Genomic DNA, 21,489 nt, shown 5'->3' with positions numbered 1-21,489 from the left:
CGTCGCGATCGAGCCTGAAGATTACACAATCCTATTGCATTGTGGACAAACAATATACAAAAAGGTGCCGCCGCGCACGTCCTGCAGCGCGGCTTTCTGAGGCCTGCCTAAACTCTCTCGCGCGATATCCGGCCTCTTCGGCGCCTTCTCGGGGGCGCAAACGGCTGGAGTTGAGGACCTGCCATGACATTCACGACGCGACCGGAACTCAGGGGCACATTCGGGGCGGTATCCTCGACGCACTGGCTCGCTTCGACCGTCGGCATGTCCATCCTGGAAAAAGGGCACACGGCCTTCGACGCCGCGGTCGCGACCGGCTTCGTGCTGCAGATCGTCGAGCCGCACCTCAACGGTCCCGCCGGCGAAGTGCCTATCATCGTCACGCCGGCCGGCGCCGACGCGCCGATCGTGATCTCCGGCCAGGGCCCCTCACCCTCCAAGGCGACCGTCGCCTATTTCAAGGGCCTCGGCCTCGACATCATTCCGGGCACCGGCCTGCTGGCCGCCTGCATTCCCGGCGCCTTCGGCGCCTGGCTGACCCTGCTGCGCGACTACGGCACGGCCGAGCTCGAGGACGTGCTGGCACCGGCGATCTATTATGCCCGCACGGGCCATCCGCTGGTGCCGCGCATCGCCCGGACGATCGGGGAAATGCGGGAGCTTTTCGAAACCCACTGGCCGAGCTCGGCCGAGCTCTATCTGCCAGGCGGCGTCGCTCCCCAGTCCGGCAAGCTGTTCCGCAACCCGCAGATCGCGGCGCTCTACCAGCAGATCCTCGACCACGCGAAATTCGGCAAGAATCGGGAAGCGCGCATCAATGCGGCTCTCGATTTCTGGTATCGCGGGCCGGTCGCCGAGCGGATCGAGGAATTCTGCGCGTCCGAGGAGGTCTGGGACGTTTCGGGGCGCCGCCACAAGGGCCTGATCACGGCCCAGGACATGGCTGATTATCAGCCGCTGATCGAGAAGCCGGTCTCCGTGACCTATGGCGACTGCGAGGTCTTCAAATGCGGACCGTGGTCCCAGGGACCCGTCCTGCTGCAGATGCTGCAGATCCTCAAGGGCACCGATATCGCCGATCTCGATCCGATGAGCGCCGATTTCGTCCATCTCGTCGTCGAGACCGCCAAGCTCGCGATGGCCGACCGCGACTCCTGGTATGGCGACAGCTCCGACGTGCCGATGAAGGCGCTGCTGTCCTCCGGCTATGCCGATATCCGGCGGGCGCTGATCACCGGCTCGGCGTCGATGGACGTCCTTCCCGGCGCTCCTGACGGCCGCAATCCCAACCTCCCGCCGCTGCGCAAGGTCGGTACGATCGCGCAGCCGGGCCTTGGCGGCGGCGAGCCGACCGTCCGCGAGGCCAAGCTGCCGAACGACAGGCAGGGCGAGCCGGCCTTGACCCGCGAAGGCGCGCAGCGTGGCGACACCGTGCAGGTCAGCGCCGTCGACCGCTGGGGAAACATGGTCTCGGCGACGCCGTCCGGCGGCTGGTTCCAGTCCAGTCCCGTCATTCCGGGCCTCGGCTTCAGCCTGACGACCCGCGCGCAGATGTTCTGGCTGGAAGAGGGGCTGAACTCCACCCTGGCGCCGTCGAAGCGGCCGCGCACGACGCTGACGCCCTCGATGGTCTATCGCGACGGCAAGCCCTACATGGCCTTCGGCACGCCCGGCGGCGACCAGCAGGATCAGTGGCAGCTGATCATGCTGCTGCGCCACCTCCACAAGGGCATGAACCTCCAGGAAGCGATCGATGCCCCGTCCTTCCACACGGACCATCTGGCAAGCTCCTTCTGGCCGCGCGAAATCAGCCATGGTGCCGTCACGCTCGAATCCCGCTTCCCGGAAGCGGTTCGCGAAGACCTGACGGCGCGGGGACACAAGATCACGGTCGGAGACGCCTGGTCCGAAGGGCGCCTCTCGGCGGTCGCGCGCGAGATGGACGGCGACGTGCAACTGATCAAGGCCGGCGCCAACCCGCGCGGCATCCAGGGTTATGCGGTCGCCCGCTGACCGCGCCGGGCACACCAACACAGAAGAGGGGACCATCGATGAAACCAGCTTTTCTTGCTCTCGCCGCAGCCCTGGCGCTCGGTAACCTTGCGACGGCGGCTCCCGCCAGCGCTCAGTCCGTCCTCAAGATCGGCCTGCAGGACGATCCGGATACGCTCGATCCGGTGTCCAACTGGAGCTTCGTCGGCCGTCACGTCCTGCAGTCGCTCTGCGACAAGATCGTCGACATCGACACGAGCGGCAAAATCATCCCGATGCTGGCGGAAAGCTGGGAATGGAGCCCGGACAGCACGGTGCTGACCCTGAAGCTGCGCAAGGACGCGGTCTTCCATGACGGGACGCCGGTGGACGCCGCGGCGATCAAGTACAATCTGGAGCGTGCGCTCACCTCCGGCATCTCGCGCCGCAAGGCCGAGATCAGCGCGATCAAGGCCGTCGAAGCCGTCGACGCGACCACCGTCAAGATCAGCCTCAAGGAGCCTTCGGTTCCGCTGCTCGCCGCGCTCAGCGATCGCGCCGGCATGATCATCAGCCCGGCGGCGGGTGCCAAACTCGGCGACAAGTTCACCGATGCGCCGGTCTGCTCGGGTCCCTACAAGTTCCTGGAGCGCGTCATCCAGGACCGCATCGTCCTGGAAAAATTCCCGCAATACTACGACGCGGCCAAGTATCATTTCGATCGCCTGATCTATCGCGGCATGCCTGACTCCAATGTCCGCCTGCTCAACCTGCGCTCCCGCCAGCTCGACCTGATCGAGCGCCTCTCGGCGACGGATGTCGAAGCGGTCAAGAAGGACAAGGCGCTCGCCGTCGATCCTGTGATCGGCCTCGGCTATTACGGCATCACCTTCAGCATCGGCGGCGATGGCGCCAATCTCGACGCCGGCAAGAAGGCCGCGATCCGTGAAGCCTTCAGCCTCGCGATCGATCGCCAGGCGATCAGCAACGTCGTCTTCGACGGCCAGGCCAGCACCGGCAACCAGCCGTTCCCGCCGTCCAGCCCCTTCTACGACAAGAAGTTCCCGGTTCCGGCCCGTGATCTGGCCGCCGCGAAGAAGAAGATGGCCGAGGCCGGCGTGAAGTCGGTCGACCTCGAACTGCTCGTCCCCACCGACGCCGAGCGCCAGCAGGTCGCCCAGCTCATCCAGGCGATGGTGCAGGAGATCGGCATCAAGGTCTCGATCAAGCCGACCGAGCTGATGACGCTGCTCGACATCGCCCGGCAGGGCAAGTTCCAGGCCCATCTCGTCGGCTGGAGCGGCCGCGTCGACCCCGACCTGAACGTCACGCCGATGCTCTCCTGCGGCGCCGCGACGAACGACGCCAAGTACTGCAACGAGCAGCTCGACACGATACTGGCGAAGGCCCGCTCGCTCGGTGATGTCGAGGCGCGCAAGGCCGAGTACGCCAAGGCCATCGCGATCCTGCAGAAGGATCTGCCGATCGTCTATCTCTACCACTCGCAGTGGATCTTCGCGCACAGCTCGGCTCTCACCGGCTTCAAGCCGGCGCCGGACGGCATCATCCGCCTGACCAATGTCAGCCGCAAGAACTGAGCCGGCACCGGGGCCGCGATGAACACGCCATCCCCGATCCATTCAGGCCCCGGACGCATTCGCGCCCGGGGCCGCCATGACTGCCTCCGACATCGCCTCATCCATGAAATGCCTCTGCCAATGCTCGCAAGGTTGCGCCCCGCTCCCGAAGCCGGGGCCGTTCGCCTGAACATGACGGGCCGCTGAACCATGACGACACTGATCGCCCGCCGCCTCGCGCAGCTCGTTCCGACAGTCCTGCTGCTGTCGATCATCATCTTTTCGTTGCAGCATCTCCTGCCGGGCGATCCGGCGCTGGTGCTCGCCGGCGAGAATCCGGACGAGGCGACGCTCGCCGCCATCCGCGCCCAGTACCATCTCGATCAGCCGCTGATCGTCCAGTATCTCTACTGGCTGAAGGGCGTCGCGACCGGCGATCTCGGCGAATCCATGCGCCATAACCGTCCGGTTCTCGACCTGATCCTGCTCAAGCTGCCGGTGACGCTGCAACTGGCGGTCATGGGCATCTGCATCGCGCTCGTGGTCGGCATCTCGGCCGGCGTGATCTCGGCCCTGCGCCATAACAGCACGATCGACTATGCGACCAATATCGCGTCGCTCGCCGGCATTTCGGTTCCCAATTTCTGGCTCGGCATCATGCTGATCCTGTTCTTCTCGGTCTATCTCGGCTGGCTGCCGGCTTCCGGCTTCGTCAGCCCGTCGGAGGACCTGAAGATGAACCTCGCCACCACGATCATGCCCGCCTTCGTGCTCGGCACCGGGATCGCGGGCGTGATCATGCGCCACACCCGCGGCGCGATGCTGCAGGCGCTCAGCAGCGACTATGTCCGCACCGCGCGCGCCAAGGGGTTGAACGAACGGACCGTGGTGCTCAAGCACGCGATGCGCAACGCGCTGACGCCGATCATCACGCTGGGCGCCCTGGAATTCGGCGCGCTCCTGTCCGGCGCGGTCCTGACCGAGCAGATCTTCACGATCCCGGGCTTCGGCAAACTGATCGTCGATGCGGTCTTCACCCGAGACTATCCGGTGGTGCAGGGTGTCGTGCTCGTGACCTCGCTCTTCTACATCATCCTCAATCTGCTGGCCGACATCGGATACATCCTCGTCAACCCGAGACTGAGAAGCTGACGCCTGTGTCGACGATGACGAAAACCACCCCCTCGGCCAATCCCCTGGCGAACCTCTTCCGTGACCCGCTCTGGCAGCGTCTGGCGAAGCGCAAGAGCGCGCTGGTCGGGCTGGCGGTCGTGCTGCTCATGGTGTTCGTGGCGATCTTCGCACCGCTTCTGGCGCCCTATGACCCGACCGCGCAGAGCTGGACGGCCGTGCGCAAGGCTCCCTCCGCAGCGCATTGGTTCGGAACCGACGAAGCTGGCCGCGATATCCTGTCCCGCATCATCTGGGGGGCGCGAGCTTCCCTGATGGCCGGCCTCACCTCGGTCGGCATCGCCATGGCGATCGGCGTGCCGCTCGGGCTCGCCGCGGGCTTTCTCGGCGGCTTCGTCGACGGCCTCATCAGCCGCTTCACCGACGCGATGCTGGCTTGCCCGTTTCTCATCCTCGCCATCGCGCTCGCCGCCTTCCTGGGCCCGAGCCTGACGAATGCGATGCTGGCGATCGGCATCACCGCCACGCCGTTCTTCATCCGCCTGACGCGCGGCCAGGTGCTGTCGATCAAGGGCGAGGATTATGTCGAGGCCGCACGCGCCATGGGCAATCCGCGCTGGCGCGTCGCGGCGCGGCATATCCTGCCGAACATCCTGCCTCAGCTCATGGTCCAGGCGACGCTGACCATCGCGATGGCGATCATCGCGGAAGCCAGCATGTCCTTCCTCGGCCTCGGCCTTCAGCCGCCAGCGCCGTCCTGGGGGTCGATGCTGAACTCGGCCCAGCGCTTCCTCAGCAACGCGCCCTGGATGGCGCTCTGGCCGGGCATCGCCATCTTCGCGACGGTCCTGTCGTTCAATCTGCTTGGCGACGGCCTCAGAGACGCCCTCGATCCACGGGCGCGCTGAACGGCCGCCCTCCCTTGCCAGACCAGCGATCCGGCAGAGGCCGAGACAAGACCGTGCGAAAGCGCCGCGGTCATCTGGCTCCGAAGGATCGGCGCACCTAACAATGGGCTCGGGCCGCCACCATGCGGACGGCCGTTTGTCGGGAGAACATGACGATGCTGGACTGGACTGGTTATCGGACGGAGCTGAAGCTGCGCGTCGGCGATTTCGGCAAGGCTGCGCCCGATGCGCTCAAGGGCTATGCCGCGCTCAGTGCCGGCGCGGCGAAGACGCAGCATCTCGACGCCCGCACGCGGGAGCTGATCTCGCTCGCGGTGGCCGTGACCACCCGCTGCGATGGCTGCATCACCAGCCATGTCGAAGCCGCCATCAGGGCCGGGGTGACCAAGGAGGAAATCTCCGAGGCTCTCGGCGTTGCCATCGCGATGAATGCGGGCGCGGCTCTCGTCTATTCGGCACGCACGCTCGACTGCTTCGAACAGACCGCAGCGCGCAATTCCGCAGCAGCGGAGTAAGCTGGGCCGGGCCTATGGCCGCCCGCCATCCTGCCCCGCGCGGGATGGCGCATCGAGGCGCATGGCCCAGGCGGAAACCGCCTCGGCCAGCGTCGCGAGATGATCGGCGGCTGAAAAGCCGGATACCCGCTTCCGGGGCTTCAGGTCGTGGTCGCCATCTTCCAGCCAGAGGATATCGATCGCCGGTGAAAGCCGATAGGTCGAGACCTCCTCACGGGTGCCGAACTCATCCCGCGTCCCCTGCACGATGAGCGTCGGGGTCTTCAGATCGGCCAGATGCCCAGTTCGCAACTGCTCCGGCTTGCCGGGCGGGTGGAAGGGGTAGCCGAGGCAAAGCAGGCCGTCGATCCGGCCGTTTTCGAACAGCTCGTCAGCGACCATGCTGGCGACGCGGCCACCCATCGACTTGCCGCCGATGATGAGCGTTCCCGCGGCACCCAGCGCGTCGATGGCCGCGAGGTATTGCGGGTTCAGCTTCTCGGCGCGCGGAGGCGGCGGGCGCGAGGTTCCTCTGCGCCGGGCCGCCATGTAATCGAACTCGAAGCGGGCGACACGGAAGCCGGCCCCGGCCAGCGCCCTTGCGGACGCCGTCATCGATGGCGAATCCATCGGGGCTCCGGCGCCATGGGCCAGGAGAATGGTCACATCGGCCTTGTCGGGGCCATCGAACAGAAACATCGCGCTGCCCTGCCTCGAACCGCTTATGTCCCGCAGAACGTCGCCAGCACGCGCTCATGCACGGCTGGCGGACGCTCGTAATCTTCTCGGCCCGGCTGCGCCTCGAAAGGCTTCGCCAGGACGCCGACGAGAGCTTCAAAGGGCGCGAAATCGCCCTGTTCGACGGCGGCCTCGATCACCGCTTCGACCTGATGGTTTCGCGGGATGTACAGCGGATTGATGCGCAACATCGCATCCCGACGGGCCTCCGCGGATGCGGGCTCCCGCTGCAGGCGCTGACGCCAGAGACCCTCCCATGCGTCGAAGGCCGCCGGGTCCTTGAAGAGGTTGCGGCAGGATTCGGCACGGTCCTGCCCGGCCTCCTCGCTCTGCCGCCGGAAGACCAGCGTGAAATCGGCTTCGCCGGCCTGCATCGCATCGAGCAGGCCCTTGATGAGCGCGACATCCGCCTCTTCCTCCGTGGCGAGGCCGAGCTTCCGGCGGAAACCTGCGATCAGATGTGCCTGGAATTGCGGATCGAACCGGTCGAGCGCTCCTTGCGCGATCGGCACGGCCTTGTCGATATCGCCGGCCAGCAGCGGCAGCAGCGTCTCGGCGAAGCGGGTGAGGTTCCAGCGCGCGATCGGCGGCTGGTTGGCATAGGCATAGCGGCCCTGCTCGTCGATCGAGCTGAACACGGTCGTCGGGTGATAGGCGTCCATGAAGGCGCAGGGGCCGTAATCGATGGTCTCGCCGGCGATCGACATGTTGTCCGTGTTCATCACGCCGTGGATGAAGCCGATCGTCATCCATTGCGCGATCAGCGACGCCTGCGCGGCGACCACCGCCTCCAGCAAGGCGAGGTAGCGCCCCTCCCCTGTGCAGGCCGGATAATGCCTGGCGATAACGTGGTCGGCGAGGAGGCGCAGCGCCTCGACATCGCCGCGCGCGGCGAAATACTGGAAGGTGCCGATGCGGATATGGCTGGAGGCGACGCGGGTCAGGACGGCGCCCGGCAGCAATGTCTCGCGCCGGACGGGTTCGCCGGTCAGGACAGCGGCGAGCGCGCGCGTCGTCGGAATGCCGAGCACAGCCATCGCCTCGCTGACGATGTATTCGCGCAGGACCGGCCCGAGCGCGGCGCGACCGTCCCCCCGGCGCGAGAACGGGGTCGGCCCCGCACCCTTGAGCTGAAGATCATGGCGCTTGCCGTCGCGGTCGACCACCTCGCCGAGCAGGATGGCGCGGCCATCGCCGAGCTGGGGGCTGAAGCCGCCGAACTGATGGCCGGCATAGGCGGTCGCGATCGAAGCGGCCCCGGCCGGCATGCCGTTGCCGGCCAGCATCGCCACGCCCTCCGGCCCCTTCAGCCAGTCGGGGTCGAGTCCGAGCTGCGCTGCAAGCGGAGCGTTCAACCGGATCAGCCGCGGCGCCGCGACCGGCGTCGGGGCGACCGCCGCGTAGAAGCGCTCCGGCAGGCGCGCATAGGAATTGTCGAAGGCGATCGGGATCATCGCTCGAAGATAGGCGCGGAACGCGGCCGCGCAACACGCAGGCTCGGGCAGCCGCCCATGCGATCAGACCGCATGGGCGTGCCACCGCCAGCCGGACGACCCGCCCGGCTTCCCGTCAGCCGGACGACTTGTCCCAGTCCGCCGGCGGGAAGCTCGGGCTGCCATAGGGGTAGTAGTCCGTCAGGGTCAGATTCTCGTAAGCCAGTGCGTCGAGGTGAACCGTGCCCATGAAGGGCTCGGGCGGTTCGACCAGCAGGATCGTCGGCGTGAAGCCGCTATCGTCGAAGCCCCGGCGGAAATGGACTCGCGACTTGATCGCGATGACGTCGAACTCGTCCGGTGCGAGCCCGAGCTGCCAGAGTTCCGAAGGTTCGATGATCTGGACGAGATAGGGGCTGAGCACCAGCAGGTTGCCCTTGCCGAATTCGACGCAGATCCAGTCCTTGCCGTTGCCGCGCGCGGTCGTCGCCGGCCCGATGGAGCGCAGCTTGCCGGTGATGCGGATGGGCGCCCCGGCCGATTCATCGAAGAGACCGCCGATCTCGGCATCGAAGGCATCGCCCGGCTTCGCCCCGGACGCGATCACGGAACGCACCACATCCGGCGAGGCGACGGTCGCGACCAGCGTGCGTTCGAGCTTCTGCGCGACGATCTCCTGGAGCAGCCAGGTCGCATAGCCGGAACGATCGCTGTAATCGGCGAGGAGGACGGGCCCCTTGCCTTCCGCCACCGCGGCGCGGGCCTCGGCGACCGCCTCCTTCGTCTTGTAGATCTTGACGGTGTCGAGCAGCGCCTGGCGCCGGCGCCAGGTCCATTCCGCCATGTCGCGAAGGACGCGCTCGGCCAGAGCCGGATCGTTGTTGGTCAGCACCTGCAGCGACATGCCGGCATCGGGAACGTCCGACCAGGGGAAGCCGAAGAACACGTTGACGAAGACATCCGGCTCGCGCGCCTCCCAGATCAGCGCACGCTGGATCAGATCGGACCAGGGCGAGGCGCCGGTCCACATCACCACGGTCGGCGCGATGATCGGGATGCGCAGGGTGCGATGCACCGGCTTGAAGCTGCCGCGGATTGCCCGGACCAGCATGCGCGCGGCGCGCTCGCCCTGCAGATGCATGTCGTAATGCGGGAAATACTTCACGCAGAACGCCATGTCGGCCTGCGCGAGGAACTCCTCATCCTCGTTGCCGTGCGGATCGAAGGTCGCGGTGATGAAGGCCTTCTTGCCCACGGCCTCGCGCACGCGCCGGGCGATGTCGGCCTCCGGCCGCGGCACGCCGCGCACCGCGAGTGCCCCGTGCAGCGCGAGATAGACGCCGTCGAGATCGGGCTGCGCCTTCAGCTCTTCGATCATGATGCCCATGAAATGCTCATAGGCATCCTCGGTCACCCAGCCCGAGCCGGTTCCGGTGCGCGGCCAGAGCGGCGAGGTGATGCCGATGAGCTCGACATCCTCGAATTCACGCGCCACCTGGACGAAGCCGCCCATATAGCCCTTGGGATCGGTGGCAAGAAGCGCTTCGCCGGAAGCCGGAGAGCCGGGGTAGATGAAATCCTCCCGTGTCGTGTCGTTGGGTAGGAAAGTGACCGTCTCGTGGGAGAACTGAAGAACGGCGATACGAAGCTTGGAATGTGTCACGGCGGCCTTACGTCGTAGGATTGAGCGAAACGGAGGGGAATGCCGCACAGGCAGCGCCGCTGCGATCCCAATCCGTCGATCCTAGAATGGCGAAAATAACAGGGGCAAGCGCCTTGGCCCTGCCCTGAACGCAGGGCCGCCCCTCGCTGGAGCCGATGCTTCCCCGGAGGCGTGAGCTCAACGCATAGGTGGGCTGAGCCATCCGGGCGTTGAGATCGCGCCGAGGCGACCCATATCCCGGATGCGGTCGACGGCCCCTCCGCTTTCTCCTCCCCGCGGAGCCTTGCCGTCCCCGTTCCCCTCGAGACCTTTTGGCCCCCGTGCCATCGGTTTCCACTTGGCCGGCTCCTTTACAGGATGCCGGCCTTTTTTGCCTTGGGGGGCCGGCACCCGCCGCAGGGCAAAGCCATTGACGAAGGGCTGCCGGCCCGCTGTGGCTTCCCGCTGCCCTGACCCTGCCTCGCGTGTGAATTTGACGACCAAGCCATCTTCATCGACCGCTCATTCCCGCGGCGTCCTGCTCGTCTTCGCCGCGACCGTCGCCTGGAGCGCCAGCGGCATCTATGCGCGCCTGCTGACGACGGATGCCTGGACCGCGATCGCCTGGCGTTCGCTGTTCGCCGCGATCTTCCTGATCGTTCCGATGGTGCTGTTCGGTGGTGCGGGAACGCGGCGGCAGTGGAAGAAGACCTTCGCCCCCGCCGGCCTTGCCCTGATCGCCTGCCAGACGATCAGCCAGTCCGCCTTCATCGGCGCCTACTACACGACCAGCGTGGCGAATGTGGCGGTGATCTACGCGACCGCGCCCTTCATCGCCGCCGTTCTCGGCTGGCTGATCCTGAAGGAGCCTATCGCATGGCGCGCGATGGGGGCGGGACTCGTCTGCCTCATCGGCGTCAGCATCATCATCTCGGCGTCGATGGGCGCCGGCAGGGTGATCGGCGACCTGCTCGCCCTGCTGATGACGGTGACATTCGCAGTGGTCATCGTCGTTCCGCGCCTGGACCCGGAGCTGCCGGCCATGCCGCCGATCTTCATCAGCTCGGTGCTCGCCTTCCTGCTTTTCGCGCCGTTCAGCTCGGGAGGCTCGCTCGATGGCCATAACCTCTTGGTGCTGGCGGCCTTCGGTGCGACGAATTTCTCGATCGCGCTCGTGCTGTTCATCATGGGTGCGCGATACCTGCCACCAGCCGAGTCGGCCCTGATCGGCACCACCGAAGTCGTCATGACCCCCGTCTGGGTCTGGCTGCTGTTTTCCGAGCAGCCGCCGGTCGCCACCATGATCGGCGGCACCGTGATCCTAGTGGCGGTGCTCTGGTACACGCTCTCCGAACTCAGGCGCAGCCATGAGCGCCGCTGAGGGGAGGCTCGCCACCGGGCGATATTGACAGGCCTCGTATCCGGGATACCACAAGCCCAACAACGCCGAGCGCCTCGCGCGGGCTCTCAGCCATACGACGGCTGCCGCTTGGAGCCGCTGCCGACCACAGACGACGATCGAGGCCCGACGTGAAGACCTATCGCAATTTCATCGCCAACGAATGGCGCGATGCCGTGGACGGCGAGCATATCGACGTCCGCAATCCTTCGACGGGCCAGGTCCTTGCAAAGCTGGCGCGCGGTCGGCGCGAGGATGTCGATCTGGCGGTCGCCGCCGCCCGGCAGGCTCTGTCCGGCGAATGGGGCCGCCTGACTGCGACGGAGCGCGGCCGTATCCTCAGCCGGATCGCGACCGGCGTGCTCGAGAACATCGACCGTCTGACCGAGATCGAGGCGCGCGATGTCGGCAAGCCCTTGACGCAGGCGCGGGCCGATGTCGTCGCGCTCGCGCGCTATCTCGAATTCTACGGCGCCTCCGCCGACAAGGTGCATGGCGACACCATCCCCTACCAGAACGGCTTCACCGTCCTGACGATCTACGAGCCGCATGGCGTCACCGGGCACATCATCCCCTGGAACTATCCCATGCAGATCCTCGGGCGCAGCCTCGGCGCGGCGCTGGCCATGGGCAACGCCGCCGTGGTCAAGCCGGCGGAGGAAGCCTGCCTCACCATCCTCGAATTCGCTGGGATCGCGCAGGAGGCCGGGCTGCCGGCCGGGGCGCTGAACATCGTCACCGGCTTTGGCGCAGAAGCCGGCGCGGCCCTGTCCGAACACACCGACATCAACCACATCTCCTTCACCGGCTCGGCCCGGACCGGCGAGATGGTGCAGGCCGCCGCCGCCCGCAACGCCGTGCCCGTGACGCTGGAACTCGGAGGCAAGTCGGCCCAGGTCGTCTTCGCCGATGCCGATCTCGACCGCGCCGTGCCCTTCCTCGTCAATGCCGGCATCCAGAATGCCGGCCAGACCTGCTCGGCCTCCTCGCGCATCCTCGTCGAGCGCACGGTCTATGAGGACGTGATCGCGCGAATGAGTGAACGGTATCGGGCTCTCAAGGTCGGGCCGGCCGAGTCCGACCTCTCCGTCGGCCCGGTGGTCTCGCAGCGCCAGAAGGCCATCGTCGAGGATTTCCTTAGCGTCGCCCGCAAGGACGGCCTGAAGGTCGCGGCGCAGGGGACGATCGTTCCGGACGCTCCCGCCGAGGGCGCCTATGTCGCCCCGACCCTGCTGCGCGACGTGCCGCCCGATCACAAGCTGGCGCAGGAGGAGATCTTCGGCCCCGTGCAGGTGATCATGCCCTTCGACACCGAGGAGGAGGCGCTGGCGCTCGCCAACGGCACGCCCTACGGGCTGGTCTGCGGCATCTGGACGAGCGATGGCGGCCGCCAGCTGCGCATGGCGCGCGCCGCGCAGGCCGGCCAGGTCTTCATCAACAACTACGGAGCCGGTGGCGGCGTGGAACTGCCCTTCGGCGGCGTCAAGAAATCGGGCCATGGCCGCGAGAAGGGCTTTGAAGCCCTCTATGGCTTCGCCAGCATGAAGACGATCTCGATCTTCCACGGCTAGGGCCGTTCGGCGAGACCTCCCCCTGTTGGAATACCGGACCTGACGAGAGCTGCCCCATGACCGAACTTGCCGATCTGACTGCCGTCGCTCTCGTCGAAGCCTATCGCGCCCGCAGGCTTTCGCCCGTCGAGGTGACCGATGCCGTGATCGCGCGCATCGATGCCTGGGAGCCGCAGCTCAATGCGCTCTGGGCCTATGATCCCGAAGCTGCGCGCGAAAGCGCCCGGCAATCCGAAGCGCGCTGGATGAAGGGCCAACCGATCGGCGCGATCGATGGCGTGCCCGTCACGATCAAGGAGAACATCGCGACGAAGGGCACGCCGGTTCCCTTGGGCACCGCGGCCGTAACGCTCGTGCCCGCAGCGGCGGATGCCCCCCCGGCGGCGCGCACGCGGGAAGCGGGCGGCGTGCTCCTCGCAAAGACGACCATGCCCGATTACGGCATGCTCTCCTCCGGCCTGTCGAGCTTCCACAAGCTGGCACGCAATCCCTGGGACCTCTCGACCAATCCCGGCGGCTCCAGCGCCGGCGCCGGAGCCGCCGCCGCCGCCGGCTACGGCCCGCTGCATATCGGCACCGATATCGGCGGCTCGATCCGTTTGCCGGCCGGCTGGTGCGGCCTCGTCGGCTTGAAGCCCTCGGCCGGGCGCCTGCCGATCGATCCGCCCTTCATCGGGCGCGCCGCCGGGCCGATGACGCGCACGGTCGCTGATACCGCCCTCTACATGTCCGTGCTGACCAAGCCGGACCGGCGCGACACCATGGCCCTGCCCTATCAGGAAATCGACTGGCTCAACCTGGCGGGCTCGGTGAAGGGGTTGAAGATCGGGCTGTGGCTGGAAGCGGGGTTCGGACAGGAGGCCGGCGCCGAGACGCTCACAGCCGTTCAGGGCGCCGCCGCGCTGCTCGCCGATGCCGGCGCGACCATCGTGCCGATCCAGCCCTTCCTGACCCGCACCATGATCGACGGGCTCGACCGCTTCTGGCGGGCACGCGGCTATGAGGACGTCTCGCGGCTCCCGCCCGAGCAGCAGGCCAAGATCCTGCCCTATATCTTCAACTGGATCGTGACCGCCAAGGACTTCTCCGGCGGCGATGTCTATTCCGGCTTCGCCCAGATCGACGCGATGCGCAACGCGCTGCATGGCGCGCTGAAGGACGTCGATTTCATCATCTCGCCGACCGCGCCCGAGCCGTCCTATCCGGCGGAATGGGCCTCGCCACTCAACGACCCACAGCGGCCGTTCGAGCATATCGCCTTCACGGTTTCGGCCAATATGGGCGGCCAGCCGGCCGTGTCGATCAATTGCGGCTATTCCAGCGGCGGCCTGCCGATCGGCCTCCAGATCATCGGCCAGTCCTTCGACGATATCGGCGTACTGCGCCTCGCCCGTGCCTTCGAGGAGATGCGCGCGCCGTCGCGGCCGTGGCCGAAGCTCTCGGGCTGAGCTCCGGCCACCTCCGACCCCGCGGAGAACGACTCAGGCAGCTAACGCTGCCTGAGCAGGCTCGTAGGATTGGTGCAGGCTCTCCGCGACCTGAGCATTGGTGATCCGACCGCGGTGGATATTCAGTCCGGCCGCAAGATGCGGGTCGTTGCGGATCGCATCCAGGCCGCCCGCGGCCAGTGCCAGGCCGAAGGGGAGCGTGGCGTTGTTCAGCGCATAGCTCGACGTCAGCGGCACGGCGCCCGGCATGTTGGCGACGCAGTAATGGATCACGCCATCGACCTCGAAGGTCGGCTCCGCATGCGTCGTCGGACGGGAGGTTTCGAAGCAGCCACCCTGGTCGATGGCGACATCGACGAGAACCGCGCCACGCTTCATCCGGGAAAGCTGTGCGCGTGAGACCAGGCGTGGCGCCGCCGCGCCAGGGATGAGCACCGCGCCGATCACGACATCAGCGGCAAGAATCTCCTCCTCGATCGCGTGCAGCGTGGAGAAGCGCGTGCGCGCCCTGCCGCCAAAATGCTCGTCGAGTTGCCGCAAGCGCGGCAGGGAGCGGTCGAGGATCACGACATCGGCGCCGAGGCCGGCCGCCATCCGCGCCGCATGGGTACCGACGACGCCGCCGCCGATGATGGCGATGCGCGCCGGCGGCACGCCGGGCACGCCGCCGATCAGCACGCCGCGGCCACCGGCATGCCGCTGGAGGCAGCGGCCCGCGGCCTCGATCGCGAGCCGCCCGGCGACCTCGCTCATCGGAGCGAGCAATGGCAGGCCGCCCGCCTTATCGGTCACGGTCTCGTAGGCGACCGCCGTCACGCCGGATTTGAGAAGGCCTTCCGTCTGTTCCGGATCCGGCGCGAGATGGAGATAGGTGAACAGGATCTGCCCCTTGCGAAGCTGCACCCATTCGGAGGGCTGTGGCTCCTTCACCTTCACGACCAGCTCGGCCCTGGCGAAGACCTCCGAGGCGTTCGCGACGATACTGGCGCCCGCGGCCTCGTAGGCGCTGTCGGGCGCGGAAATGCCGGCCCCGGCGCCGGTCTCGACGAGAACCTCATGGCCGGCTGCCGCATATTCGCGCACAGCCTCCGGGGTCAGCCCGACCCGGTATTCGTGAACCTTGATCTCCCTGGGCACACCGACGCGCATCACTTCCTCCCCCCGTTATCGTTGGAATACTGCGATCCTGCGCCAGTGCCGGCGCGATGTCAGGCCTTGGCGTGAATTGCCCTCCAGATTGCCTGCGGCGTCGCCGGCATGTCGATATGGCGCACGCCATGCGGCGAGAGGGCATCGACGATCGCATTCATCACCGAAGGGAGCGAGCCGGCGCAGCCGGCCTCGCCACAGCCCTTGGCGCCGACCGGGTTGGTGCGGGTCGGCACGCCCTCGCTGATGAAGGTGAAGAACGGCACATCGGCAGCCCGCGGCATGGCGTAGTCCATGTAGGAGCCGGTCCTGAGCTGGCCGTCCTCGTCATAGGAGGTCATCTCGCAGAGCGCCTGGCCGATGCCCTGCACGACGCCGCCATGGAGCTGCCCTTCGACGATCATCGGGTTCACCAGCACGCCGAAGTCGTTGACCATGACATAGCTCGCGATCTCGACATGGCCGGTGTCGGGGTCGATCTCGACCTCGGCAATGTGGCAGCCATTGGGATAGGCCGAGGGCGCCGCCTTGAAGACGTGATCGACATCGAGCGTCCTGGGCAGGTCATCCGGTAGCGACACGCCCGCCTGCAGCCTCCGGGCGAGTTCCATGATGCCGATCGAGCGATCGGTTCCGGCGATGGCGAAGCGGCCGTCGGTGAACTCGATATCGGCGGCGCTCGCTTCGAGGACATGCGCGCTCAGGAGCTTGCCCTTCTCGATGACGCGCTCGCTCGCCTCGATGATCGCCGAACCGCTCGCCATGATCGATTTCGAGCCGCCGGTACCGCCGCCCGCGATCAGGCGGTCGCTGTCGCCCTGCACGAGCTTGATCTTGTCGAAGGGCACGCCGAGATGGCTGGTCAGGACCTGCGCGAAAGGCGTCCAGTGGCCCTGCCCGTAATCGAGCGTGCCGGTGACGATGGTGACCGATCCGTCCGCCTCGAAATGGATGCCGCCCATCTCGTTGGTCGGCGGGGCCGTGACCTCGAGGTAACAGCCGATGCCGCGGCCGCGCAGCTTGCCGGCCTTGCGGCTGGCGCGCTCGCGCGCCCGGTAGCCCTTCCAGTCGGCCGCCTCCAGCGCCCTGGCGAAGAGCGCCGGGAAATCGCCGCTGTCGTAGACCGTCCCGATCGGCGTCTTCCACGGCAGTTGCGCGGGCGCGATGAGGTTGCGGCTACGGATGACGGCCCGGTCGATCCCCATTTCGCGGGCGGCGGTGTCGATCAGCCGTTCCATGAAATAGTTGCCCTCCGGGCGCCCGGCCCCGCGATAGGCGGCGATCGGTACGGTGTTGGTCACGGCGCAGCGCGTCTGCACCTCGACCAGCGGCGTACGGTACATCCCGACGCTGTTCTTGCCGATGTTCAACGTCGCCATCAGCGGGCCGGGCTGGGTGAGATAGCCGCCCATATTGCCAAAGCCGGTGAAGCGCGTCGCAAGGAAGCGCCCGCGTGCATCGAGGGCCAGCTCGGCCTCGAACACCATGTCGCGGCCGTGATGGTCGGAGACGAAGCTCTCCGAGCGCTGGTCGGCCCATTTCACCGGCTTCTTGAGGAGGCGCGCGGCATGCAGCAGCACGACATATTCCGGGAAGACCGCCGATTTCATGCCGAAGGAGCCGCCGACATGGCCGGTGATCAGATGCATCCGCTCCTGCGGCACGCCCATCGCCGCCGCCAGGTTGTTGCGCATGCCGAAGGCGCCCTGGCTCGGAGCATGGAGCGTGTAGCGCTTCGTCTTGCGATCGTAGGTGCCGATCGCGGCGCGCGGCTCGAGCGGGTTCACGATGATGCGGTTGTTGACGATCCGCACCTTGGCGACATGAGCGGCCCAAGCAAAGGCTTCAGCGACCTTGCCGGCATCGCCGAAATGATAATCGAGGATCAGATTGCCAGGCACATCGTCGAAAAGCTCGGGCGCATCGGGCGCGAGCGCGGCCTCGGCCGAGGTGACCGCCGGCAGGATGTCGATATCGAGCGAGACGACCTCGGCGGCATCGCGCGCCTGCTGCGGCGTGCGGGCGACGACCATCGCGACGGGGTCTCCGACGAAGCGCACCTTGTCCGCCGTCAGCGCGTGCCGAACCGGCTTCCTCATCGCGGTTCCGTCGCGGTTCGGCAGGTCCACCGCGCATTTCAGCGCGCCATAGCCCTGCCCATCGAGGTCCGCGGCCGTGTAGATCGCGACGACACCCTTCATCGCCTTGGCATCTGCCGTGTCGATGCCCCGAATGGCGCCATGCGCATACGGGCTGCGGACGAAGGCGGCGTAGAGCTGGCCGTCCAGCGCGAGATCATCGGTATAGCGCCCCTCGCCCCGTACGAGGGTCGCATCCTCCTTACGGGGGAGCGACTGGCCGATGCCGGCAGCGCGATCGGCCAAGCGGCCGGGCTTGGAAACATGCATGTTCATCGCAAGGCACCACAGTCGCATGACGGCCGCAGCGGTGACCCTGAGCGGGTCAGCAAGGAGCGCTTCGGCCTCTCCGGCACCACCTCGTCTTTCAGAGGCAGGCCCGAGCGCGGTGATCATAGGCATCCTCGCGCCGATTGGCGCCTGTGCCGGCGACATAGCTCCATTGACCGTGAGGTAGCCCGACCAAGGTCTGTTTCGGCGAGCAAAGGCGCGCCCGTTGGTGACGAGGCCCTCGAACTCATCGACTGAACGGCATGGCAGGCCCCAAAATGGGGAGAGGACCGCTCGTTCACAGCCTGCCAAGATGCCGAGGCGCCCGATCGCGGGCGCGCTCGTCGCAAAGGGGCCATCGCGCGGAGGCTGCCGCGGCCGAGGTACGGCGCGGGATCGTCTAGCCCCGCCTCCGCTAGCAACCGGCAGGCGCGCGGCTACTCCATCGCCTTGAAGCGGTTGAGATAGGTTTCCTTGTTCGTCGCGGCCTGCGAGGCCGGCAACCTGAACTTCCAAGTCTCGGTCAGCGTCCGGTCGCCGAGCTTCAGCAGCGCCGTGAGATCGGAGGAGACCGCCGGATTCTTGATCTTGATCCGGTAGCTCAGGCGCCAGCCCTGGATCGCCGGATTGGGCTGCAACTCGGTGCCGACGATCTCGACATTGTCGTTGGCGCCGACCACGGCCGTGGGCCGGGCATCCTTCGGGAGCTTACGCAGCGAAGGCCCCTTGAAATCGACGAGGAAGGCCAGCGTGCCATCGCCGGCGCGGATCAGGTTGGACTGGTAGAACTCGCCGCTCGAACGCATGGTCTGCCAGACATGCGAGATGTCGCCCTTCATCAGGGCCGGCTCGTCCATCGTCCAGTGCATCCGGTAGTCGAAGCGCATCGGCTCGCCGAACGGGGGCCTGACATCCGGCACCCAGAGCGTGACGATATTGTCGTTGGTCTCGTCGGCGGTCGGGATCTCGACGAGGCGGACATTGCCCTTGCCCCAGTCGTTGGTCGGCTCGATCCAGGCGCTCGGGCGCAGGTCGTAGCGATCCTTCAGGTCCTCGTAGCGCGAGAAGTCGCGCCCGCGCTGGAGCAGGCCGAAGCCCTTCGGGTTTTCCGCGGCGATGTCGCTGATCGTGACCATCGAGGGATTGACGAGCGGGCGCCAGATCCATTCGCCATTGCCGCCGCGCACGGCCAGCCCGTTAGAATCGTGGATCGCGGGGCGGAAATTCGGCGTCGGCGACGGCTGCTGCGGGCCGAAGAGGAACATGCTGGTCAAGGGCGCGATGCCGAGCGTCGTCGGCGAAGCGTCCCGTCGCAGGAAGACCCGCGACTTGACGCTCAGGACAGCGTCGGCGCCCGGCGTCAGCGTGAACTCATAGGCGCCGGATGCCCGCACCGAATCCATCAGCGCGTAGAAGGTCAGGTGCTTGTCCTTCGGCTTCGGGCGGCGCAGCCAGAACTCGCGGAAGTTGGGAAATTCCTCGGCGATCGGCAGGCCGGTATCGATCGCCAGCCCGCGCCCGGACAGGCCATAAATCTGGTTCTTGCCGATGACGCGGAAATAGCTCGCGCCGAGCACGCTCATGATCTCGTCGAGCTTGCCGGCCTGGTTGATCGGATAGACCACCCGGAAGCCGGCCCAGCCGAGCTTGGCTGTAGCCTCGCGGTCGAAATGCAGGTCGGCGAAGTCGAAGCGCCCGGAATCATAGGGGATTTCGTGGGCCGCGCCGTCGACGATCTCGCTGATCTTCACCGGCGTGTTGAACTGCATGCCCTGGTGGTAGAAGGCGAGCTTGAACGGCGTCTTGTGCTCCATCCAGGCAAAGCGATCGCGCTTCGGCTGCATCTTCTGGTAGTCGGCGAACTGCATCTTGCTGAAGACATCAGGCAGGTTGCTGACCGGCGCGACATAGGGCGCATCCGCCAGCGCCTTCGCCTTGGCGACCACATCGTCGAGCCCGAATTTCGGGCGCTGCTGCGCGAATGCCGATGGCCCGGCGAACGCCGCAACGGCGAGCAAGCCGAGCATCAGGCCGAGCCGTGCGAAACCGGACCTGCTCCGGGCCTGCCCGCACCGGTCCAGCAGCCGCATGAGCATGTGGCGGGCTGAAGAGGAAGATCGGGCCATGAGCGGGGCCCCGTCGGCGGAACGGGTCGACAAGTTCACACTACCTCCTTAAAGGTGGGCGTCGGCGGGACGGAGCGCTCGTCCTCTTTGGTCAGCGGCGCACCGAGCACACATGCCCATCATCGCGACGAGGGTCAAGGAATGAGCGCCGTTCTTCCTGAAGCGCTCCCGTGCCACCCTTCAGCCCCGACAACCTGAGTGAACGAACACAGCATGGATCACAAGAACGCTGCGCCGGTCGTCGAAGGACTGGAGACGGTGTCCCCCGAGGAGGCCGCAGCCGGCCTCTCCCGCCGGCAGGCGCTCGGTGCCATGGCCTCGGCGGCCTTCGTCGCCGGCATGGCGGCGCTTCCCGCTGCGGCGAAGCCGAAACAGGCGCGCGCCGCCGATCCGGCCGCAACGAAGAAGGCCTTCGTCGACAAGCTGATCGCCCAGATGACGGTGGACGAGAAGGTCGGGCAATTGCGCCTGATCAGCATCGGCCCGGAGATGCCCTTCGCGAGGATCGTCGAGGAGATCGCCGCCGGGCGCATCGCCGGCTCGTTCAACACCGTCGTCCGGCGCGACAACCGGCCGATGCAGGAAGCCGCCGTCAAGCGCTCGCGCCTGAAGATCCCGCTCTTCTTCGCCTATGACGTGGTCCACGGCCACCGCACCACCTTCCCGATCCCGCTTGGCCTCGCGTCGAGCTTCGACATGGCCGTGATCGAGCGGATGGCCCGCGTCTCGGCGGTCGAGGCCTGCAATGACGGCGTCGACATGACCTTCGCGCCGATGGTCGACATCAGCCACGATCCGCGCTGGGGCCGCACCTCCGAGGGCTTCGGCGAGGATCCCTATCTCGTCAGCGAATGCGCGCGGGCCAGCGTGCGCGGCTTCCAGGGCACCTCGCCCGACCAGCCGAACACGATCATGGCCGCGGTCAAGCATTTCGCGCTCTACGGCGCGGTCGAAGGCGGCCGCGACTACAACACGGTCGACATGAGCCCGCTGCGCATGCATCAGGTCTATCTGCCGCCCTACAAGGCGGCGATCGACGCGGGTTCCGGCGGCGTCATGGTCGCACTCAACTCGGTCAACGGCGTGCCGGCGACCTCCAATACCTGGCTGATGCAGGACCTGCTGCGCAAGCAATGGGGCTTCAAGGGCGTCACCGTCAGCGACCATGGCGCGATCACGGAGCTGACCCGCCACGGCGTTGCCCGCGACAACCGCGAGGCGGCCAAGCTCGCGATCAAGGCCGGCATCGACCTCAGCATGGCCGATCAGGTCTATCTCGCCGAGGTGCCCGGCCTGATCGCCTCCGGCGAGATCAAGATGGCTGAGCTCGACGCCTGCGTGCGCGAGGTGCTCGGCGCCAAATACGACATGGGCCTCTTCGCCAACCCGTTCCTGCGCATGGGCAAGCAGGAGGACGACCCGGTCGATGTGCGCGCGAACGACCGCCTGCACCGCGAGCCGGCCCGCGAGATCGCGCGCGACACCATCGTGCTG

The 21,489-nt window shown here is 66.9% G+C and carries 15 protein-coding genes; 9 read left to right on the top strand and 6 right to left on the bottom strand.

Features of this window, described 5'->3' with window-relative positions; genetic code table 11:
• The first annotated feature begins 183 nt into the window (after window positions 1-183).
• The 5 genes from ACODTJ_RS00075 (at window position 184) to ACODTJ_RS00055 (ending at window position 6,102) form a co-directional block, all read left to right on the top strand.
• Window positions 184-2,013 (top strand): gamma-glutamyltransferase family protein, encoded by a 1,830-nt coding sequence (locus ACODTJ_RS00075; protein WP_454658275.1) that lies wholly within the window; start codon window positions 184-186, stop codon window positions 2,011-2,013.
• Window positions 2,014-2,051: 38 nt separating this feature from the next.
• Window positions 2,052-3,569 (top strand): ABC transporter substrate-binding protein, encoded by a 1,518-nt coding sequence (locus ACODTJ_RS00070; protein WP_454658276.1) that lies wholly within the window; start codon window positions 2,052-2,054, stop codon window positions 3,567-3,569.
• Window positions 3,570-3,758: 189 nt separating this feature from the next.
• Window positions 3,759-4,700 (top strand): ABC transporter permease, encoded by a 942-nt coding sequence (locus tag ACODTJ_RS00065; RefSeq protein ID WP_454658277.1) that lies wholly within the window; start codon window positions 3,759-3,761, stop codon window positions 4,698-4,700.
• Between the two features lie 14 nt (window positions 4,701-4,714).
• Entirely contained in the window at window positions 4,715-5,587 is an 873-nt protein-coding gene (locus ACODTJ_RS00060; RefSeq protein WP_454658278.1) for an ABC transporter permease, read from the top strand.
• Window positions 5,588-5,742: 155 nt separating this feature from the next.
• Window positions 5,743-6,102: a carboxymuconolactone decarboxylase family protein gene (locus tag ACODTJ_RS00055; RefSeq protein ID WP_454659050.1), complete on the top strand. Its 360-nt coding sequence runs from the start codon at window positions 5,743-5,745 to the stop codon at window positions 6,100-6,102.
• A gap of 12 nt (window positions 6,103-6,114) precedes the next feature.
• Here ACODTJ_RS00055 and ACODTJ_RS00050 read toward each other — a convergent pair whose 3' ends face one another.
• From ACODTJ_RS00050 to ACODTJ_RS00040, 3 genes are all read right to left on the bottom strand, one after another.
• Window positions 6,115-6,780: an alpha/beta hydrolase family protein gene (locus tag ACODTJ_RS00050; protein WP_454658279.1), complete on the bottom strand. Its 666-nt coding sequence runs from the start codon at window positions 6,778-6,780 to the stop codon at window positions 6,115-6,117.
• Window positions 6,781-6,803: 23 nt separating this feature from the next.
• Complete coding sequence (locus tag ACODTJ_RS00045) at window positions 6,804-8,273, bottom strand: protein adenylyltransferase SelO (protein WP_454658280.1); 1,470 nt, start codon at window positions 8,271-8,273, stop codon at window positions 6,804-6,806.
• 115 nt (window positions 8,274-8,388) lie between these two features.
• Window positions 8,389-9,915, bottom strand: a complete 1,527-nt coding sequence (locus ACODTJ_RS00040; protein WP_454658281.1) for a M81 family metallopeptidase — start codon at window positions 9,913-9,915, stop codon at window positions 8,389-8,391.
• Window positions 9,916-10,381: 466 nt separating this feature from the next.
• Here ACODTJ_RS00040 and ACODTJ_RS00035 point away from each other — a divergent pair, with 466 nt between their 5' ends.
• The 3 genes from ACODTJ_RS00035 to ACODTJ_RS00025 all read left to right on the top strand — a co-directional run bounded on the left by ACODTJ_RS00035 (window position 10,382) and on the right by ACODTJ_RS00025 (window position 14,312).
• Window positions 10,382-11,275 carry a DMT family transporter gene (locus ACODTJ_RS00035; protein ID WP_488847219.1) on the top strand — a complete coding sequence of 298 codons (894 nt, stop codon included), beginning with the start codon at window positions 10,382-10,384 and terminating at the stop codon, window positions 11,273-11,275.
• A gap of 149 nt (window positions 11,276-11,424) precedes the next feature.
• A complete protein-coding gene (locus tag ACODTJ_RS00030) occupies window positions 11,425-12,864 on the top strand; it encodes an aldehyde dehydrogenase family protein (protein ID WP_488847217.1) in 1,440 nt (479 codons plus the stop codon).
• Between the two features lie 56 nt (window positions 12,865-12,920).
• A complete protein-coding gene (locus ACODTJ_RS00025) occupies window positions 12,921-14,312 on the top strand; it encodes an amidase (RefSeq protein ID WP_488847215.1) in 1,392 nt (463 codons plus the stop codon).
• Window positions 14,313-14,345: 33 nt separating this feature from the next.
• Here ACODTJ_RS00025 and ald read toward each other — a convergent pair whose 3' ends face one another.
• The 3 genes from ald to ACODTJ_RS00010 form a co-directional block, all read right to left on the bottom strand.
• Window positions 14,346-15,461 carry an alanine dehydrogenase gene (gene ald, locus ACODTJ_RS00020; protein WP_488847213.1) on the bottom strand — a complete coding sequence of 372 codons (1,116 nt, stop codon included), beginning with the start codon at window positions 15,459-15,461 and terminating at the stop codon, window positions 14,346-14,348.
• 59 nt (window positions 15,462-15,520) lie between these two features.
• On the bottom strand, window positions 15,521-17,875 hold the full coding sequence (locus tag ACODTJ_RS00015; protein ID WP_488847211.1) for a xanthine dehydrogenase family protein molybdopterin-binding subunit: 2,355 nt from the start codon (window positions 17,873-17,875) through the stop codon (window positions 15,521-15,523).
• 431 nt (window positions 17,876-18,306) lie between these two features.
• Entirely contained in the window at window positions 18,307-19,896 is a 1,590-nt protein-coding gene (locus ACODTJ_RS00010) for a glucan biosynthesis protein G (RefSeq protein ID WP_488847209.1), read from the bottom strand.
• A 312-nt stretch (window positions 19,897-20,208) separates the two neighbouring features.
• Between ACODTJ_RS00010 and ACODTJ_RS00005 the strand changes: the two genes are divergently transcribed.
• A partial coding sequence (locus ACODTJ_RS00005) for a glycoside hydrolase family 3 N-terminal domain-containing protein (RefSeq protein WP_488847207.1) occupies window positions 20,209-21,489 on the top strand: 1,281 nt, incomplete at its 3' end.

Source organism: Allobosea sp. FG18, from assembly GCF_057809495.1.
Note: the sequence above shows the minus strand (reverse complement) of the source record. Positions and strands in the feature narration are given on the sequence as shown.

What these genes read in the sequence shown, in the direction of transcription:
- ACODTJ_RS00075 (WP_454658275.1), top strand. Translation starts at nt 184, where the DNA reads ATGACATTCACGACGCGACCGGAACTCAGGGGCACATTCGGGGCGGTA.
- ACODTJ_RS00070 (WP_454658276.1), top strand. Translation starts at nt 2,052, where the DNA reads ATGAAACCAGCTTTTCTTGCTCTCGCCGCAGCCCTGGCGCTCGGTAAC.
- ACODTJ_RS00065 (WP_454658277.1), top strand. Translation starts at nt 3,759, where the DNA reads ATGACGACACTGATCGCCCGCCGCCTCGCGCAGCTCGTTCCGACAGTC.
- ACODTJ_RS00060 (WP_454658278.1), top strand. Translation starts at nt 4,715, where the DNA reads ATGACGAAAACCACCCCCTCGGCCAATCCCCTGGCGAACCTCTTCCGT.
- ACODTJ_RS00055 (WP_454659050.1), top strand. Translation starts at nt 5,743, where the DNA reads ATGCTGGACTGGACTGGTTATCGGACGGAGCTGAAGCTGCGCGTCGGC.
- ACODTJ_RS00050 (WP_454658279.1), bottom strand. Translation starts at nt 6,780, where the DNA reads ATGTTTCTGTTCGATGGCCCCGACAAGGCCGATGTGACCATTCTCCTG.
- ACODTJ_RS00045 (WP_454658280.1), bottom strand. Translation starts at nt 8,273, where the DNA reads ATGATCCCGATCGCCTTCGACAATTCCTATGCGCGCCTGCCGGAGCGC.
- ACODTJ_RS00025 (WP_488847215.1), top strand. Translation starts at nt 12,921, where the DNA reads ATGACCGAACTTGCCGATCTGACTGCCGTCGCTCTCGTCGAAGCCTAT.
- ald (WP_488847213.1), bottom strand. Translation starts at nt 15,461, where the DNA reads ATGCGCGTCGGTGTGCCCAGGGAGATCAAGGTTCACGAATACCGGGTC.
- ACODTJ_RS00015 (WP_488847211.1), bottom strand. Translation starts at nt 17,875, where the DNA reads ATGAACATGCATGTTTCCAAGCCCGGCCGCTTGGCCGATCGCGCTGCC.
- ACODTJ_RS00010 (WP_488847209.1), bottom strand. Translation starts at nt 19,896, where the DNA reads ATGCTCGGCTTGCTCGCCGTTGCGGCGTTCGCCGGGCCATCGGCATTC.